Raw genomic sequence first — 18,395 nt, forward strand, 5'->3', positions numbered from 1 at the left:
TTCTTTAACTTTAATTTTCATAAGTAGTCAGCTATTTCTTTGTCCAACGAATAGTTGCAGGTATGAGACAATCCAAGGAATTGTCCGATAGTATTGACTTCTAAAAAATAGAATTTTCCATCCTTTCCTTTGATAAAATCCAGTGATCCGCAATTAAGATCTAATGTCTTCATTAGAAGATGAATTTTTTTCTCAATGTCAATCCTAAGTTTGTAAGGGATGTTTCTATTAGGTTTTTCTAAATTATACTTTCTGAAATCTGTCTTGGTTTGCTCATCATTTTGAGAAAAAATAGCCATCGAATAGCACTTTCCATTGAGATAAAATGTTCTTATTTCAAATTCTTTATCAATCTTATCCTGAAAGAATGTGGTAAAGAACTTCATCTTTTCTCTCTTATGTACCGTTGAGGTATACATGATACCATTTAAATCCATATCAATATCATCCAATATTGGGTTTCCTCCAATCGTTTTTATAATGGTTGTATTCAAAGAAACCTGATCAGTATTGTCAGTCAAAAAATATTCCGGAACGTCTAACCCTGCTTTTGTAGCTTCTTCCAGTACCAATAACTTGTTAATATCACTGTTACTTTCTTTATTGATATGTTTCTTGGACTCCAGTTTGGTTCTTACATAATCTTCAAGCCAGTGCTGTACTTCATTCATATGGGCATTCACAGCACCATTGTCATATCTCAGACGTTTAATCTTTAATCTGCCTCTTCTGTACCATACGCTGGTAATTTCATCCAAAAAAAAGGAATTTCTGCTACTTTCTAAAAAGATTTTTTTGTTTTCAGTTTTAATTTCAAAAACTTCATCCTCATGGATGCGTATAAATTTCTTTTTCGCGGCAAGGAGCCATTTGATGATTATCATGGTCGTCCTTTCATTGTTGTTGGAAATAATGAGGATCATTTCACAACTTGTTTTTGATTTTAGATACATATCTTAAAGGAGGTAGTCCTATGGTTTTCCTGTTTCGGTTTACTTTTACAGTATCAATGATAGATTTATAGCTTGGATAAGAACCATATAGCATCTCTTTTTTATCAATTTGGAGATCATGTCTGTCTACCATATTTGCGTAATCTCTTGGAATGCAATCTCCGGATTTTACATACTCCAGCATTTTCATTTTGAAATAATTATACTCTTTTGATTCTATCATATGGCTGAATAAGGGGTGCATTGGCATAAATATATCATCATTTCCAATAAGTCCTATTTTTTGTATTGAAGGATAACCATAGTTTTCAAAAGTCCATTTTATCAGCTCTGTATTTATTCTGTCATTCTTTTCCATGAGCTGAGGATCTTTTCGCCCTTCAGCCTGATCACGGGTAAAAGCAATACTAAAAGAATCTACCAATCGTCTATTCAAACCTTTTTTCCAGTCTGTAATTCTTTGTTTTACTTCAGTACTATCTATCCCATATTTTTGAAACAATGCAAAATACTTTTCATGAGAGCCTTCATAAGGAGCAATCAGGGGGATAAGCTTGTAAAGACTTCTCTTTCCTCCGAAATCTTTTTGATGTTCATCAGCCAGTTTAATATACGTCTCATATTCTTCAATATGATCTTGATTTCTCGGATTATATTTCCGGAATAATTTCCGGTATTGTTGTATTGCCTTTTCTGGATGATTGGCGATTCTATAGATGCTGTCAATTTCATTTACTTTATTGTAATACAAAATATAATTATTGCTTTTACTTTTACAGGAAATGAATATAAAAGGAATAATGAACAATGGTCCTATATATTTCAAAATCAAATTTTGTCTCATTTTATAATCCGTTTTTATTGATTCAATACAGTGTGCTTATTTGTAAAAGGAGGAAATAATTCCTCCCTTACAATGTATGATAGATAAGGACAAATTTATCCTACTTCTAAAGTTGATGAAAGTTTATGATCTACCCAGGTTTCTTTGTCATATACTTCTCCCTTATTTGTAGAAACATAGTTGATTGCAGTATCTCCACCTTTGATAGACTGTAGGTTTTTCATTTTTTTGTTTTCTAAAGAAGAGTAATTACTCTTCATACCAATTAACTTTTTCATGTTGATCATTTTTTGTTGTGTTGTGTAAATCATTTGTGTCATATAAACCCTGACATTGGGATAAATAATTCACATATTTTCATGTACTGTACACATACAATGTAAACATGCAGAATGTATTTCGTCAACGTTGATGTTTTCAAAACTAAAAATTATCACATCACTTCAAAGGGATATAATGTGTATGTGACTTGTTTTTTTTATGTACACAAATACACATGAAATTGGGGATAAATCGGAAGGTTTGGTGAAATATTTGAAATTTGGAAAAGAATAAAGGGAGGTTTGTTCCCGTGATGAAAATCTCAAAAGAAAAAAGGCTATTTTCAAGTAATATATTCTTTTGTACAATATGGAGGAGTAGGTGAGATTGATGCTGGAAATCAAAGGTTAAATAGTTTATTTGAAAGGTATTTGCATGTTTTTAATGATGTTACTCGGGGAAAATCAGCGGTTTTTGAATGAAAAATGATCAGAAATCCATTTAAAATTTTACAAAAAAGTTCTGATTTTATGTTCATTCGTATTTGTGAAGCTTTGGATTATCATAAAATTCTAAAAATAGAATAGCTATAATCATGAATTTGGCTCTACTTATAAAGAATATAATGTGCTGATTTGACAGGATAAAGGTAATTTTACCGCCCATTTTAAAAAAGAAAAGAAGTATGGATTTTGAAATTTTGAAACAGCAGATAGAAGATGCTGCCAGGAAGGCTTTTTTAGAAGTGTATGAAAAGCATGGATCAGAAGAGATTTACAGCTTTGCACTATACAGTGATGAAGGAGCAATGACGGTATGCCCTGCAACCAATACCATGAAAGTACTGAAAGCTGCAGATGAGGATGATGCTCTTTATTATAAATATGAACCAGCAGAATGGACCTATGAAATGAAAGGAGCCGATGAGGAGTTCAATGAGATCTGTACTCAGCTTAGAGCAGAATTGGATAAACATGATGACGATGATCAATGGTTTGAAGGTTTTCAGACTAAGTTATATTCCACCTGCATTGAAGTGCTGGAAAAGCTTAAGAATGAAAACTTTTTCACAAAGATCACGGGCAAAGATATTTTCCTGATTTTCACGGTCTCAGATTATGAGTTTGAGAGCGAAGAATTAAAAGATCTTATTGTAAGACTTAATGATAACGAATATAAAAGTGAATATCTGAATTGGATGGCTACCTGGGGCAATTAAAAGAATGCGAATTAAAAAAACACTTTAAATATATAATACATATGAAGACTGATAAAATAATTGTCTCAGAAGCCTCTTATCAATCACTACCTCTATAATATCAGAAAGAAACCAACATTTAAACAACAATTATATTAATTATGAACAATTACAAATTTTATAAACAAGAAGGAAATCAATATATTTTTAAAAACCAGCCAGTATTTGTAATGGTACTTTGTATTTTCTTTCTGATCGTAGCAGGATTACTTTTTAATAGTGTCAGAACTCTTAGCTATGTTCTTATTGCAGTGGTAGCACTTATTCTGGTTAATTTTTTCACCAAGAAATTCATTATTGATATGGATCGTATGACGATTACAGGGAAGCATACCATTTTTGTCCCGGCCAGAACCTATCCATTAGAGAATTTCAGAAACTTCCATGTGCTGGCAACAAAGTATATGGGTTTTATCACTACCAATGTGATCCTGTCTGTGTATTTTGAAGTTGATGGTAAAGAAAAGAAGCTTACAATAGGCCAGGCTCTTACACAAAAGGGAATACAGAAGATGGTGAATGAAACAGAAGATATTATGAACATTAATAATCCTGAGAATGGACATCCTAGACCGTTATAAGTTTCAGGAAAACGGAAGTGAAATAAGCTTTATGCCCAACTATAATTTCCTGCGTACTTTGGTATGGTGGCTGGGATTGGGTGTGACTGTTCTTCCTGCAGTTATTTATTACTTTAAGGATAAGATGTCCCTGGACCAGTTTAACATTGCATTGGGGATATGGGTAATTTATATGCTGTACTTTCTCTTTGATCTTTTTTTCAGAGTTCCTGTGAAATATATTTTTAATAAATCAGAGAAGTGTGTCTATAGAAGACTTTTTTTGTCTAAAAAGCTCATGAATTTTGATGAAATGACCTATTTTGTCAATAATGAAAGCGGAACTCATTATTATTCAATTGGGAAAAAAAGAAATCAGTTTGTGAAAAACTACAGAATCAGTAATTATTTCTCAGGTTCAAAAGCTTCAGACAGAAGAGAAGATGATTACATCAGAGAAATATTATGCCCTGTTCTGATTGCCGTGGGAATTCCGATGAATCAGCCGGAACAATAATAATGGAGGATAAAAACTAATACAATGAGAAATGGAAGTATAACCATTTCCTTCCTTTTGGGGGTAAAATTCAAAGAATTTTTGACGGGGTGGTTATATACATTTACAATCAAATTTTCACAAATCAACCAATAAAAAGATCCGGCGGTTTCGAAGAAACCGCCGGATTTTGTCTATATAAAAATAGCTTATCTTAAGCTAAAATTCTCTTTACAGCTTCTTTCACTGCAGCAGCATCAATTTTATACTTCTTCATCAGTTCTGCAGGGGTTGCAGACTCTCCGAAAGTATCATTTACCGCTACAAATTCTTGTCTTGTTGGTCTTTTTCTTGCAAGCATACCTGCAACAGATTCTCCTAAACCACCAAGGTAGTTGTGCTCCTCAGCCGTTACAATCTTACCTGTTTTTTCAACAGATTTTAAAATGATCTCTTCATCAAGAGGCTTAATAGTGTGGATGTTGATTACCTCACAAGAAATACCTTCTTTCTCAAGCTCATCAGCCGCTAAAAGAGATTCCCATACCAGGTGTCCTGTTGCAACAATCGTTACATCAGTACCTTCCTGAAGCATAATTCCTTTTCCGATTTCGAAAGGCATATCTTCTGGAATAAATACAGGAACTACCGGTCTTCCGAATCTTAAATATACAGGACCTTCAAAATCTGCAATCGCTAAAGTAGCAGCTTTAGTCTGGTTGTAGTCACAAGTATTGATAACCGTCATTCCAGGAAGCATCTTCATCATACCGATATCTTCAAGAACCTGGTGAGTAGCTCCATCTTCTCCTAAAGTAAGACCTGCGTGAGATGCACAGATTTTCACATTTTTGTTAGAATAAGCGATAGACTGACGAATCTGGTCATATACTCTTGAAGTAGAAAAGTTAGCGAAAGTTCCTGTGAAAGGAATTTTTCCTGTAATGCTAAGACCTGCAGCAATTCCCATCATGTTAGCTTCTGCAATCCCTATCTGGAAAAATCTTTCCGGAGCCTTTTCAATGAATTTCTCCATTTTCAAAGAACCGATAAGGTCTGCGCAAAGTGCTACAACATTAGGATTTTTATCAGCTAATTCAGCTAATCCTGCTCCGAATCCTGAACGAGTATCCTTTTTTTCTGTATATGTATATTTCATTTTACTAAAGTTTTTGATAATTGATAAATAGTGATGACAGATTAATAATAGTATAAAGTTCTAGAGGCATCATTTATCAATAATAATTTATCATTTATAATTAATAATCAGCCGGAGCTTCTAGGTACAATTGCTTGAATGCTGTTTCCAACTGCTCATCATTAGGAGCTTTACCATGCCAAGCATGAGATCCCATCATATAATCAACCCCATAACCCATTTCTGTATGAAGAATGATTGATACCGGTTTCCCTTTTCCTGTTTCTGTTTTTGCTTTCTCAAGGATTGCAATTACAGCTTCAAGATCATTACCGTTCTTTTCTTCCAAAACAATCCATCCGAATGCTTCAAGTTTAGCATGAAGATTTCCTAAGCTTAATACATCATCTGTATCTCCATCAATCTGACGACCGTTATAGTCGATAGTAGAGATGATATTATCTACTTTCTTAGCAGCAGCATACATCAATGCTTCCCAAACCTGACCTTCCTGAAGTTCACCATCTCCGTGAAGAGTGTAAACAAGAGATTGATCACCATCTAATTTTTTACCCTGAGCCACACCAAGAGCTACAGAAAGTCCTTGTCCAAGAGAACCTGATGCTATTCTGATTCCTGGAAGTCCCTCATGAGTAGTTGGGTGCCCCTGTAATCTTGAATCTAATTTTCTGAAAGTGCTCAGCTCTTCAACAGGGAAGAAACCGAATCTTGCCAATGTAGAGTAGAATACCGGAGAAATGTGTCCGTTTGATAGATAAAAATGATCTTCATTTTTGCCTTCCATTGTGAAAGGAAGTTTATAGTTCATCACTTTTCCATAAAGGGCTGTGAAGTATTCTGTACAACCTAAACTTCCGCCCGGGTGTCCTGAATTTACAGCGTGAACCATTCTTAAAATGTCTCTTCTGATCTGCGTAGTAAGAGATTTTAGCTCTTCAATACTTTTACTCATTATGTCTGATTTATTTGCACGCGAATTTACAATTTTTTACCGGCTTATGGAAATGCAAAAATCCGGATTTTTAGATCCGGATTTTAATTTATTTGAATATTTTCCCGCTTTTAGCAGCCTTCATTGAGGTAAACGGAAATTTCTGTAACAATATTATTAACAAATTTAAAGCTTAACAACGTTCCTGCCTGACTGTCTTCAATATTAAAATAACCGGAATCTTTGATAGGTTTGCTATTGTCATCCCAATCCGGACGTACACTGAAGTTGGAATAATTTCTATAAGCATTGATAAGGTCATCTCTGGTGCTTCCAACTCCAATTCCACTTTTGGTCTTAAATTTTTTACTCGTTGTTGTCATGTAAGTAATAGAAGGAACACTCGGATTGGCTTCATTAATATAATTGTCGAAAAGATCAATCTGGATGGTCTCTCCATTATACTTTACAAGGTTTTTTTTCTCCCCATTAGAGTTGGTAAGTTTTGTTCCTGCAATTTTTTCAGCTTCAACTTTGGGCATAAAGACTTTAAACGGGCCGATTCTTAATGTTGATACTTCAAAATTTTCCTGGGCACTCATACATACAAATGTTAATGAAAACATGAGGATTGAGATAATTTTTTTCATATTTTTTTGATTTCTGTTTCTTTTTATTTTGTTAAATTTTTGAATGTATTTATGTCATTCGGATCAAATATAATTAAAATACAAAAGTCTATAAAATTAGTTATTGTAATAAAGAAAATTTAAGTATTGAGTTGAATGCTTTGTGGTAGCTTGATTGTTGCTTTTTTGCTACTAAATGTCATTTTTTTTTGAATTTTAATATATACTATTTGAATAAATTTAACTATTTTTATAATTCAATATTATTTGAATTATGAACCTTTAACTGATTATTCTTTAGTTTTTGGTCTTGTTAGTTGAAGTAATAAAAATTACAAACCATTATATATGAAAATTAAACAATTATTTTATTTGGGGATATTTGTCATATCCATTTCCTCAGGGAAAGCGCAGGACTTTTTTACAGTAATCAGTGAGAGGTCCATTAAAGCAGATCCTAAAAACAGAACCGTACAACCGGAAAAGTCACTGACCTATACATTGGATGTGGCTGGAATGAAAAGTTATTTTAATTCTGTTCCGGAATTGAAAGACAGCGATCGTAAAAATAATGCACCAATTATTGTTCTGCCAATGCCGGACGGTACGAAAGCGAAATTCAGGATTTGGAAATCTTCAGTGATGGCTCCTGGATTGGCAAGTCAGTTTCCACAGATTGTTACTTTTACAGGACAGGGAATTGATGATAAGTACGCTACTATAAAACTTGATTTTACCGAACTGGGATTCCATGCGCAGATAAAATCTGTGGTAGCAGGTGATACTTATATTGATCCTTATGCAAAATTGGATGTCAACAATTATATCATTTATAAGAAAAGTGATCTGATTGATAAAAATCCAAGATCTTGTGGAGTAAAAGATGAGGATGAAACTTCATTAGGAAAAAAAAACGCTCAAAAAACAACAGCTCCAAGCGTAGGAACTCAAATTAGAGTTTTTAGATTGGCTGTTGCTTGTACAGGGGAATATGCGGTAGCTGCAACAGGTTCTGCGACACCTACTGTTGCACAGACACTTTCAGCCATTGTAACCTCTGTAAACAGAGTAAACGGAGTGTATGAGCAGGAAGTTGCTTCAAGATTGGTATTGGTGGATAATGAAGCCAATGTTGTTTTTACCAATGCTGCTACAGATCCCTTTAACGGAAATAATGCCGCAGGTACATTAATTAATGAAAGCCAGACTCAGATTGATTTACTGATAGGAAATGCTAATTATGACATCGGCCATACTTTCAGTACAGGTGGTGGTGGATTGGCAGGATTAGGAGTAATCTGTAATGCAACCAATAAAGGGAGAGGGATCACCGGTTCTCCAAACCCTGTTGGTGATCCTTACGATATTGATTATGTAGCTCATGAAGTAGGACACCAGTTTGGAGGGCCACATACTTTCAATGCAACCACAGGAAGTTGTGGAGGAGGTAACCGTAGTGCAGCCAATGCTGTAGAACCCGGAAGTGGAGTTACCATTATGGCCTACGCAGGAATTTGTGGAAGTACAAATAATTTAGCTCCGAACAGTATTCCTACTTTCCATACCAAATCATTCCAGTCTATTACAGCGAAAGTTCAGTCTACATCATGTCAGGTAACAAGTTCTTCTAACAATTTTCCTCCTTCTGTAAATGCCGGAGGTGATTATACCATACCTAAGAGTACACCGTTTAGATTAGAAGGATCTGCTTCAGATATAGACAACAATCCACTTACTTACAGCTGGGAACAGAATGATGTAGGCCCGGCAAGTGACTGGAATGCACCAACATTAAATGCAGCTATATTCAGATCATATGTACCTGTAACCGTTCCTTACAGATATTTCCCGAAACTTTCAGATGTGATCAGCGGTACAGTATCCAAAGGAGAATTTAAACCATCCTATGCAAGAACCATGGAGTTCAGACTGACTGTAAGAGATAATAACGCAGGGTGTGCAGGAGTTACTAATGATGATGCTATTATTACTGTTGATGGAAATTCAGGGCCGTTCAATGTAACTGCACCTACTACAGCTGTCAACTGGGCAGGTAATTCTACTCAGACCATAACGTGGGATGTAGCGAACACAACTGCCTTCCCTGTAAATTGTGCTACTGTAAATATTTTCCTTTCTACAGATGGAGGTCTTACGTATCCTACACTTATCTTAGGCTCCACTGCAAATGATGGCTCCGAGACCGTTACCATTCCTAATATAACAACTACGCAGGCCAGAATTATGGTGGCAGCAGAGACGAATGTATTTTACAATATAAACCCTATTAACTTTACGATCACACAGACATTGGGAGTGAGCGAAACAGCTTCAAATAAAGATGTATTCGTAGTGTATCCTAATCCAAGTAAAGGACTTCTGAATATTAAATTTACCAATTCAAATGAAGTGTATGATATGACAGTATATGATGTAAGCGGGAAATTAGTATTCACTCAGGCTAATAATAAATTGAATCATGATAAAGTTGGTACTTTTGACTTGTCTCAATTGGTTAAAGGTGATTATCTGGTTAAAGTTAAATCTAAGAACTTAGAGAAAACAGTTAAATGGATTAAAGAATAAAGAATCCATTCACCAAAATAAAAAAGGCTGTCTTCAATTGAGGACAGCCTTTTTATTTTTTTATAAAGATTAAACGACTCTTAAATGTTGTTTATTTTTTACCAGCCACAGGCCAATAAAGGTCAGAAGTCCGTTAAGAACAATCAGTTCCACACCAATTTTGTAATCAGTATACGTGGTAACAGCCATATTGATCAGATAGGTAAGTACAGGTGCCAAAATAGTTACCGCAAGAATGGAGTATTTTCTGGAAATCTGAAACTTCGTGAAAATTCCAAAGGCAAAAAGGCCTAAAAGTGGTCCGTAAGTATATCCTGCAATCTCCATGATCAAATAAACAATAGATTTGTCATTCATTGCTTTGAAAACCATAATCAGGATAAAGAAAACTACCGTAAAAATCAAATGTACTTTCATACGAAGACGTTTCTTCTCTTTTTCTGTTTTGGTTTTATCTTCATTAAGATTTAATAAATCTACACAATACGAACTTGTTACAGCTGTTAAAGCACCATCAGCAGAAGGGAATAACGCTGAGATCAATCCAATAATGAAAATAACGGAAATCGTCATTGGGAAGTACCCCTGAAGTGATAAAGCCGGGAAAAGGTCATCTCCCATTACATTTTTAATATTTCCTGCAGTATCTTTAAATCCGAAAATATTCGTCACAGTTTCAGATTTCAGAGTTCCATATTCAGCTCCGTGCTGTAATGCAAAAAGATAAAGTAATCCTCCCAGGAATAAGAAGGCAAGGTTCACGATAAGAAGTGTTCCGGCAAAGGTCAGCATGTTTTTCTTGGAGTTCTTAAGATTATCTACAGAGATATTTTTCTGCATCATTTCCTGATCCAGCCCTGTCATCGCAATGGTAATAAAAATTCCGCCCAGAATAGTTTTAAGGAAAAAGGTCTTGGAATTAGGATCAAAATTGATGAAATGAGTATAGTTTTTCTGCTCCAGAATAGTATATGCTTCTCCAAATGATAAATTAAGGTTTGATAAAATATAAACGATACATGCTACAAGGCTGATAATCATAAAAGAAGTCTGCAGTGTATCTGTAATAACAATCGTCTTTACACCCCCTTCAAAAGTGTACAGAAGTACCATCAGCAAAAGGACAAGAGAAGTTACCCAAAATGGAACTCCCAACCCTTGAAGTAAGAATATTTGTAAAACGTTGACTACCAGATATAATCTTGCGGTAGCACCAATAGCTCTTGAAATAATAAAAAAGATAGAGCCTATTTTATGAGCTTCCACATTGAATCTTTTCCCCAGATACGTATAAATAGATGTCAGATTCATCTTATAATAAAGTGGAAGCAGTATGGCTGCAACGATAAAATATCCGATGAAAAACCCGATCACCATCATATAGTACTCAAAACCTCCGTAAATATATTCGGAGCCTGTCATTTTTCCTACAGTTCCCGGAACAGAAATAAAAGTAACCCCGCTTAAGCTGGTTCCTATCATCCCAAATGCAACGAGCCACCATTTACTCTTTTTGTTACCGATAAAAAATGACTGGTTATCAGAATTCCGGCTGGTGAAATAGGAAATCACCAAAAGGCCAATAAAATAGATGAAAACAAATAGCAAAAGGATAGTTCCTGGATTCATGCTTGATTTTTAAATTTTAGCAAATATATAAAAAAGATCAGTCGTGAATCATGAATTTGAAATACTGTTGATTTCAAAACAAATTGTGATGAGTATTTTGCTTTACAGTCTGTATTTTACATAAATAAAAAACCTTCCAGAGAATCTCTCTGAAAGGTTTGTATTGTAAGGGTGGAAAACAGTGGCTAGTTCACTAAAACATCCTGAAGTTCCTCACTTTTCTGGAAACTTGCCTTAGCAAAAGGGCAGAGGGGAATGATCTTCTTCTCGTTTTTTCTGGCAAAATCCACTGCAGCCAGAAGCATTTCTTTGCCTACACCTTTTCCGTTGTAAGCTTCTTCCACCTCAGTGTGGTCTATAATAAATCTTTCTTCTCCCGCCCAGGTATACGTCATCATTCCTGCGCGACTTCCATCTATGAAAGCTTCAAAACTTCCGTGTTTATCGTCGTTGTTTTGTTTTACTTCGATCATGTTATGAGAATTTAGTTAGTATTTCTATATCGTTGGTTAATATTTTATGAACAGGGCATGCATCAGCAATGGTGTGCAGTCTTTTCAGCTGCTCATCATCCAGAATACCTTCAAAGCTGATGTCTCTTTTGAAAACAGCTCTTTTTGTTAATGGGAAATTTTCAAGCTCTACTTCCACATTGATGTTTTCTACATCCCATTCTTTTCTTTCAATATACATCCTCAATGTAGCAGCTGTACAGCTTGCCAGTGACGTCGCCAGAATTTCCATGGGATTAAAACCTTTGTTCTGTCCGCCTTTATCAATCGGTTCATCAGTGATGATCTGATTTTCGCCAGCCGTTACTTCTGTATAATATTTTGTTTTTCCTAAACTTGCTTTTACCGTTACCGCCATTATTTTTCTGTATTGAATTTATAACTTAATGCTCCTGAAGGGCATTGATCTATCTGTGTTCTAAGTTCTTCCGGGCTTGCATTTTCTGCTTTTATCCAAGGTCTTTCTTTAGGGTTGTAGACTTTTGGAAGTAATTTTACACATACAGCCGAGTGGATACACTTTTGAGGCTGCCAGATAACGGTGATATTACCGTTGGGATATTCGTGTGTTTCCATATCAATTTTCTTTTAATGATTTTTCGATTCTTCTGTCTGGAATCAGCCATATAAGAGCCACTAGATAATAAAAACCTATGGCAATATAAGGATAAAAAAATGAAGTAGCGATGCCAAGAACATAAAAAATAATAGAGATATATTCTTTATATTTCGAATGGATCGCCTCTTTCAGCTTGGAGTCTTCTCCCTCGCACCGGATGATGACATGCTCCAGAATAGTATAGGCAATTGCCGCCATAATGAGCCCGATACCATACACTGCAACAGGATTTTTAGCAAAACCGGTAGTTCCGATCCATTCCGTAGCAACAGGCATCAGAGAAAGCCAGAACAAAAGGTGAAGATTGGCCCAAAGAATGCTTCCATTTACTTTTTTTACCGTCTGAAACAAATGATGATGGTTGTTCCAGTAGATTCCTATATAAATAAAACTGAAAATATAAGCCAAAAACTTGGGAAGAAGAGGAGTGAGGCTGGCCCAGCTATTTCCCTCAGGTACTTTAAGTTCAAGTACCATAATGGTGATAATAATAGCAAGGACACCATCACTGAATGCCTCCAGTCTTCCTTTAGTCATTCGCTTTAACCTGATTTTTAAAGTTTTGTATTTTATTCTTCAGATCATTCAGCATATCCGGATTGATGACTCCGCTTTCCATGTCAAAGTTTTCATAAAACTTAGGCAATGAAAAAGTATCCTTGATGTCTGCTGCAAACTGAGGAAAAAATGTCTTTGCCGTATTCATCACATTTCCTCCGCCATAACCTCCGGGAGAAGTACTCATCAGAAGCATCGGTTTGTTCTGAAATACTTTTACATTAATCCTTGAAGACCAGTCAAAAACATTTTTAAAGGCTGAACTGTAAGAACGGTTGTGCTCCGCAAGAGAGCAGATGATCACATCACATTCTTCAATAGCTTTTAAAAAACCATGGGCTTCATCCGGAAACCCTTTCTTTTCAAGATCCACAGAGAAAACGGGCATGGTGAAATCGTTGAGGTCAATCAAATTGATTTCCTCATCCTGAAAATCTTTCAGAACAAACTTTACCAGTTCCCTATTGATAGAAGTGGAAGATGTACTTCCTGCAAATGCTAATATTTTCATGGTCTGAACTGAAATTATTTTCTGTTTAAAATAGCCTTAGGAAGCGGAACATATTCATTTTCGTCGCCTGGAACCAAAGGAAATGCCTCATGATTCTGATCATTCCAGTTTACTTTCGCCTGGTCAAGTAATTCTTTATCAGAGTTGACAAAATTCCAGAATATAAAACGTTCTTCATCGAATGGCTCACCACCGAAAAGATAAACCGTTCCGTTTTCGCTCATATCAAACTCACAAAGCTGGGTTTCTTTAGCGATCATCAGCTGTTTTGAACCATAAGTATTTCCATCAGTGGTAACCGTTCCGTCCAGAACATACATCGCTGCTTCTCCGTAAAGATCTTTTCCGATGCTTATTTTCTTGGCATCTTTTGTTTTTATTTCGATAAAAAATAACTTGCTGTGTACAGGAACGGGAGATGTTTTGCCAAATGCTTCTCCTGCAATTAGTTTATACTGAATACCATCTTCTTCCCAAACCGGAATCTCATCAGCTTCAATATGATGAAAAGTTGGCTCAGACTGTTCAAGATGCTTCGGAAGTCCTACCCAGATCTGGAATCCGTGGAGTCTTTTATCTGTGTGTCTTAAATATTCAGGAGTTCTTTCTGAATGTACAACTCCTTTTCCGGCAGTCATCCAGTTAACAGCACCCGGTTTTATTTCAAGAGCACTTCCAATACTGTCTCTGTGGAAAATAGAACCTTCCAGCAGATACGTTAATGTAGATAATCCGATATGCGGATGAGGGGGAACATCAAGATTCTGATAATCCTTTAATTCCGAAGGGCCCATATGATCGATAAAAACGAAAGGTCCAACAGCTCTTTTTTCACGGAAAGGTAGAAGTCTTCCTACCAGAAAATTTCCGATATCTGCTGCTTTTTCTTCAATGATAAGTCCAATATTTGACATGATGTAATACTTTTTAAAATGTTAATTAAATAAATTGTGGCTTTACAGGAAATTTAAAGTTTATCATATCCTTCAAATTTCTCATCCACGATACGTTTCCATTCAGGATGTTTCTTAATAAAAGCGAAAACGAAAGGACAGAAGGGAAGAAGCTTTTTTCCGCTTTCTTCAATATAATTCAGCGTTTTTTCTACTACGGCAGCCGCGGCACCTGTTCCTGCCAGTTCAGGATCTGCTTCAGTATGTACCAAAGCAATCTGGTGTGTGGTCTCACGATAATCGATGAATGCGTAATGCCCGTTGAATTCTATTTCAAATCTTTTTTCTGCTTTTACAAGAGGTATATTTTCAAATTCTGGTTTCATATTTTTTTGAATTAAAAGGGCCTGCTCCTGTAATAGAGCAAAGCTTATTGATTGCAATAACTAAACCTTATAGGTTTTCAAAACCTATAAGGTTTGCCATTATATAAAGTTAATAAAAAAGGAATTATCTAAGATTAAGATAAACTTAATTCTTTTAATCTTCAAGATATCCGAATTTTCCGGTATTGAAATCCTCAAAAGCCTGCATGATTTCCTCTCTGGAATTCATTACAAAAGGACCGTGAGGAAAGATAGGTTCACTGATAGGTTCACCGCTGATGATCAAAACAACAGCATCTTCTTTTGCTTCAGTTGTGAAAGTTTCACCTTCATTTTTAAATAAGGCAAAATGATCAGCTTTCACTGTTTCTTCACCATTGATGATAATGCTTCCTTCAATAACCAAAGCTGCAGTATTGAAATGAGCCGGGAAATTAAAATCTGCTTTTCCACCTGCTTTAAGTTTGGCATTCATCATATGAACCGGAGTAAAGGTACTTGCAGGACCTTTATGACCGTCATATTCACCAGCAATGACTTCCACTAAACCATTTTCACCTAAATCTACTCTTTCCATTGAAGAGTTTTCAATAGCCTGATATTTCGGGCAGCTCATTTTATCTTTTGCCGGAAGATTCACCCAAAGCTGAACCATCTGAAAAATTCCTCCTTCTTTTGCCCATGCTGTTTCATGGTACTCTTTATGAAGAACTCCTTTTGCTGCGGTCATCCATTGAACATCACCTTCTCCGATAACGCCGCCGCCGCCAGCACTGTCATGGTGTTCTACTCTTCCGCTATACGCTATTGTTACTGTTTCAAAACCCCTGTGTGGATGAACTCCCACACCTCTTGGTCTGTCAGAACCATTGAAATGAAATTTTGAATTGTAATCAAGCATAATAAACGGGTCCATTCTTTTCATTTCTAATCCAGGTACTCCCGGAATAAAATTGTGAACCCTGAATCCATCGCCTACAAAGTGTGCAGGTCTTGGAGATACTACGATTTCTATTTTTTTAGTTGCCATCACATTGTTGATTATGTTAACAAAATTACCATAGTTATGTGCGAAAAGCATTGATCTGTGTTAAGTTCGTAGGAAGGGTAGAATGGCAAAATGTAAAGAGTGAATTGTAAATCCTCCCTTTTAAGTTCTATTCTTTACTCTTCCTTCGACTTCATATTCTTTCCATCCGAAATGTGCAGTCTTCTGAAAACAAATCCTGATAAAATAGTCAATATTCCTACCGTGAGAAATGTGAGTCGAAAGGCATTATGAATTTCACCATTAATAAGATCTGTATTTTCAAACAGTTTTAAAACAATCAATCCGAATGCAATTCCGAAACCGATGGCCAGCTGTTGATTCACCGAAATTAAAGAGTTTCCGCTACTGGTCTGGAAATTCCGAAGGTCAGCAATAGAAATAGTATTCATAGAGGTGAATTGTATAGAATTGAAGAACCCTAACACCGCAATAATAGGAATAAACCAATACAAGGAAGTGTGTATATCAGGTATGGCGAGCAGACATATCAGTGTTCCAATGATGAACGTATTGATCATCAAAGTCTGGCGATAGCCATATTTATCCAGAATTTTAATCACAGATGATTTCCCAAAGATAGCCGTTAAAGCCATGGGAGCAATGATCCAGCCTGAAGTTACTGCAGACTGTTTATAGGCAATCTGAATCATCAGCGGAAGCAATAATGGAACAGAACTGATTCCTAATCTGGTAGCCAGATTTCCCACAATACCTACCCGGAAAGTTCTCACCTGAAAAAGGTTTAGTGGGAAGATAGGATTTCCTCCTCTTTTTGCATGTTTGTAATAATAATACAGGAACAGGAAGCCCATAATAAATACCAGCAAAACAGGGGTTATATTCTGCATATCCCCAAAAAGTTCCAGTGAAACGGAAAGCAGGAGGGATGCTGCGGCAAAAATTAAAAAGCCTTTTAAATCAAAATCTACATCATCAGACTTATAATTGGGCATGAATTTTAATCCTAAAATAATTCCTAAAACACCAATCGGAATATTGATAAGAAATATCCAGTGCCATGAAAGATAATCTACCATATAACCACCTACTAACGGCCCGAGTACAGGACCAATAAGCGCTGGAATAATGGCAAAATTCATCGCTTTAAGTAGTTCACTTTTATCAAACGTTTTAATGAGTGCTAGCTTTCCGACAGGAGTCATTAAACTTCCTCCAACTCCCTGGATAACCCTTGAAATAACCAAATGGGTAAGATTTTGAGACAAAGAACAAAACAAAGAACCTAAGCTGAACAATATCAACGAGAAGATGAATATTTTTTTTGTCCCGAAACGGTCTGCCAGAAATCCGCTGGCGGGCATGAAAACAGCCAATGTCAGAACATAACTGATAATGGCGTTCTGCATATTAAGCGGAGACTCATGCAGATCTTTTGCAATGGAAGGCAGGGAAGTGTTCAGGATGGTTGAATCCAGCATCTGCATAAAAATAGCAGTGGCCAGAATTAAGGGAAGTATTTTTTTTATGGATGTCTGTGGTGTACTTGCTTCTGTCATTTTGTATAGGCTGGGCTGTTAAAAAAACGTCCAGACTTATTTTGTTTGAAAAACCTGCCTGCTTTAAGCGGGTTGATCTTTAGATAAAGAAATCCATATAAAATTAAAAAAGTCCTGCGAGATTTCACAGGACTTTTTGATTTATTTTCTAGGTTTTTCTACTCCTTTCCATTCGTCACCAGCTTTTCTATACTGGCTTAAAGTGAAAGTTTTGAAATCCTTTGTTTTGTATTCGATGTTATCGGTATTCTGCTCAAATGGCATGATGTAATAATACTCGATGTCTGTCTTATCAGATTTGTTTCCTTTTTTTACAGTAGGAACATATTTTGAAAACTTATAGCTTGGAAGATATTGTTTCAGTCTTGCATAAAAAGCTTTGTCTTCTTTTTCGCTAGGAATGATATCCACGATATTCAAATCGTCTTTTTTCTTATCAATCCAAAGGTAATACGTTTTCTCTTCTCCCATATTTCTGTTGAAAGAGTTGAAAGCAAACAATTCTTTCGGTACAAGCTCCTTGATTTTCTCAGGATCAACCTTTGTATAGTATTGCCCTTTTGAAGGATCTACATACGTTTCAAGGTTATACATTAAAACAGAATTGTTTTCAAATTTTTTATTTTTAAAATATTGATTTAATGATAATTCTGCTGTTGCTCTCAATTCTTTCCCTCTGTCGTCCAGCTTTTTGGTTGGATTCTGAGGGTTTACATATTTTACAAATTCATATAAAACAACAGGTTTTATATCTTTAAGGTGAGGATACGTTTTTAGCTGCTCTGCTTTTACAAGCCAGTAGAATTGTTGGTAGTAATCATCTTTATCTTGATCTTTCACACTCTTATAAGCCAAAGCAAGCTTCTTTGAATTCAGATATTTGCCATATTTTCCTTGTCCAAAAGCAAAACTTATGGCTAATAAGGCAAATAAAACAGTTAGGTTTCTTCTCATTTTTTTATAATTGATATTTTCGTTTTCCAAATATAATTATTTATTAGATATTATTTTGGATTGTCAGTTAAATTATGCCATATTGTTA

At 35.6% G+C, this 18,395-nt stretch carries 21 protein-coding genes; 4 read left to right on the plus strand and 17 right to left on the minus strand.

The window, feature by feature from the left end; translation table 11 throughout:
• Window positions 1-17 precede the first annotated feature (17 nt).
• From gwsG to GFU89_RS20995, 3 genes are all read right to left on the minus strand, one after another.
• Window positions 18-923 carry a grasp-with-spasm system ATP-grasp peptide maturase gene (gwsG, locus tag GFU89_RS20985; protein WP_318848978.1) on the minus strand — a complete coding sequence of 302 codons (906 nt, stop codon included), beginning with the start codon at window positions 921-923 and terminating at the stop codon, window positions 18-20.
• Window position 924: 1 nt separating this feature from the next.
• Entirely contained in the window at window positions 925-1,797 is an 873-nt protein-coding gene (locus GFU89_RS20990) for a hypothetical protein (RefSeq protein ID WP_318848979.1), read from the minus strand.
• A gap of 95 nt (window positions 1,798-1,892) precedes the next feature.
• Entirely contained in the window at window positions 1,893-2,075 is a 183-nt protein-coding gene (locus GFU89_RS20995; protein WP_318848980.1) for a grasp-with-spasm system A modified peptide, read from the minus strand.
• A 668-nt stretch (window positions 2,076-2,743) separates the two neighbouring features.
• On the opposite strand from GFU89_RS20995, the gene GFU89_RS21000 reads away from it, so the two are divergent.
• From GFU89_RS21000 to GFU89_RS21010, 3 genes are all read left to right on the plus strand, one after another.
• Window positions 2,744-3,277, plus strand: a complete 534-nt coding sequence (locus tag GFU89_RS21000) for a DUF4303 domain-containing protein (RefSeq protein ID WP_318848981.1) — start codon at window positions 2,744-2,746, stop codon at window positions 3,275-3,277.
• A 140-nt stretch (window positions 3,278-3,417) separates the two neighbouring features.
• Window positions 3,418-3,897, plus strand: a complete 480-nt coding sequence (locus GFU89_RS21005; protein WP_318848982.1) for a hypothetical protein — start codon at window positions 3,418-3,420, stop codon at window positions 3,895-3,897.
• Window positions 3,875-4,393, plus strand: a complete 519-nt coding sequence (locus GFU89_RS21010; RefSeq protein WP_318848983.1) for a hypothetical protein — start codon at window positions 3,875-3,877, stop codon at window positions 4,391-4,393. The genes GFU89_RS21005 and GFU89_RS21010 overlap by 23 nt, the downstream gene beginning before the upstream one ends.
• A gap of 193 nt (window positions 4,394-4,586) precedes the next feature.
• Here GFU89_RS21010 and GFU89_RS21015 read toward each other — a convergent pair whose 3' ends face one another.
• The 3 genes from GFU89_RS21015 to GFU89_RS21025 all read right to left on the minus strand — a co-directional run bounded on the left by GFU89_RS21015 (window position 4,587) and on the right by GFU89_RS21025 (window position 7,112).
• Window positions 4,587-5,531: a transketolase family protein gene (locus tag GFU89_RS21015; RefSeq protein WP_318848984.1), complete on the minus strand. Its 945-nt coding sequence runs from the start codon at window positions 5,529-5,531 to the stop codon at window positions 4,587-4,589.
• A gap of 100 nt (window positions 5,532-5,631) precedes the next feature.
• Complete coding sequence (locus GFU89_RS21020) at window positions 5,632-6,486, minus strand: transketolase (protein WP_318849095.1); 855 nt, start codon at window positions 6,484-6,486, stop codon at window positions 5,632-5,634.
• A 107-nt stretch (window positions 6,487-6,593) separates the two neighbouring features.
• Window positions 6,594-7,112: a hypothetical protein gene (locus GFU89_RS21025; protein ID WP_318848985.1), complete on the minus strand. Its 519-nt coding sequence runs from the start codon at window positions 7,110-7,112 to the stop codon at window positions 6,594-6,596.
• Between the two features lie 327 nt (window positions 7,113-7,439).
• On the opposite strand from GFU89_RS21025, the gene GFU89_RS21030 reads away from it, so the two are divergent.
• Entirely contained in the window at window positions 7,440-9,677 is a 2,238-nt protein-coding gene (locus GFU89_RS21030; RefSeq protein WP_318848986.1) for a reprolysin-like metallopeptidase, read from the plus strand.
• A 69-nt stretch (window positions 9,678-9,746) separates the two neighbouring features.
• Here the strand turns inward: GFU89_RS21030 and GFU89_RS21035 are convergent, their stop codons facing one another.
• From GFU89_RS21035 to GFU89_RS21085, 11 genes are all read right to left on the minus strand, one after another.
• Window positions 9,747-11,306, minus strand: coding sequence for a sodium:solute symporter (locus tag GFU89_RS21035; RefSeq protein WP_318848987.1), 1,560 nt, complete (start codon window positions 11,304-11,306; stop codon window positions 9,747-9,749).
• A 185-nt stretch (window positions 11,307-11,491) separates the two neighbouring features.
• On the minus strand, window positions 11,492-11,779 hold the full coding sequence (locus GFU89_RS21040) for a GNAT family N-acetyltransferase (RefSeq protein WP_318848988.1): 288 nt from the start codon (window positions 11,777-11,779) through the stop codon (window positions 11,492-11,494).
• 1 nt (window position 11,780) lies between these two features.
• Entirely contained in the window at window positions 11,781-12,176 is a 396-nt protein-coding gene (locus tag GFU89_RS21045; protein WP_306844012.1) for an OsmC family protein, read from the minus strand.
• The gene (locus tag GFU89_RS21050) at window positions 12,176-12,394 is read right to left on the minus strand and encodes a (4Fe-4S)-binding protein (RefSeq protein ID WP_047373661.1); all 219 of its coding nucleotides are present in this window, start codon (window positions 12,392-12,394) and stop codon (window positions 12,176-12,178) included. Before GFU89_RS21050 ends, GFU89_RS21045 begins: the two co-directional genes overlap by 1 nt.
• A 1-nt stretch (window position 12,395) precedes the next feature.
• Entirely contained in the window at window positions 12,396-12,974 is a 579-nt protein-coding gene (locus tag GFU89_RS21055) for a TMEM175 family protein (RefSeq protein ID WP_318848989.1), read from the minus strand.
• Window positions 12,967-13,506 carry an NAD(P)H-dependent oxidoreductase gene (locus GFU89_RS21060; RefSeq protein WP_318848990.1) on the minus strand — a complete coding sequence of 180 codons (540 nt, stop codon included), beginning with the start codon at window positions 13,504-13,506 and terminating at the stop codon, window positions 12,967-12,969. The genes GFU89_RS21055 and GFU89_RS21060 overlap by 8 nt, the downstream gene beginning before the upstream one ends.
• A 14-nt stretch (window positions 13,507-13,520) precedes the next feature.
• Entirely contained in the window at window positions 13,521-14,420 is a 900-nt protein-coding gene (locus tag GFU89_RS21065; protein WP_318848991.1) for a pirin family protein, read from the minus strand.
• Between the two features lie 53 nt (window positions 14,421-14,473).
• Window positions 14,474-14,785: a GNAT family N-acetyltransferase gene (locus GFU89_RS21070; protein ID WP_142719264.1), complete on the minus strand. Its 312-nt coding sequence runs from the start codon at window positions 14,783-14,785 to the stop codon at window positions 14,474-14,476.
• 154 nt (window positions 14,786-14,939) lie between these two features.
• On the minus strand, window positions 14,940-15,815 hold the full coding sequence (locus GFU89_RS21075; RefSeq protein WP_318848992.1) for a pirin family protein: 876 nt from the start codon (window positions 15,813-15,815) through the stop codon (window positions 14,940-14,942).
• 134 nt (window positions 15,816-15,949) lie between these two features.
• Complete coding sequence (locus GFU89_RS21080; protein WP_318848993.1) at window positions 15,950-17,353, minus strand: MFS transporter; 1,404 nt, start codon at window positions 17,351-17,353, stop codon at window positions 15,950-15,952.
• A 141-nt stretch (window positions 17,354-17,494) separates the two neighbouring features.
• Complete coding sequence (locus tag GFU89_RS21085) at window positions 17,495-18,307, minus strand: hypothetical protein (RefSeq protein ID WP_318848994.1); 813 nt, start codon at window positions 18,305-18,307, stop codon at window positions 17,495-17,497.
• Window positions 18,308-18,395: the final 88 nt, after the last annotated feature.

Source organism: Chryseobacterium sp. JV558 (genome assembly GCF_033712365.1).
Taxonomy (GTDB): Bacteria; Bacteroidota; Bacteroidia; order Flavobacteriales; family Weeksellaceae; genus Chryseobacterium.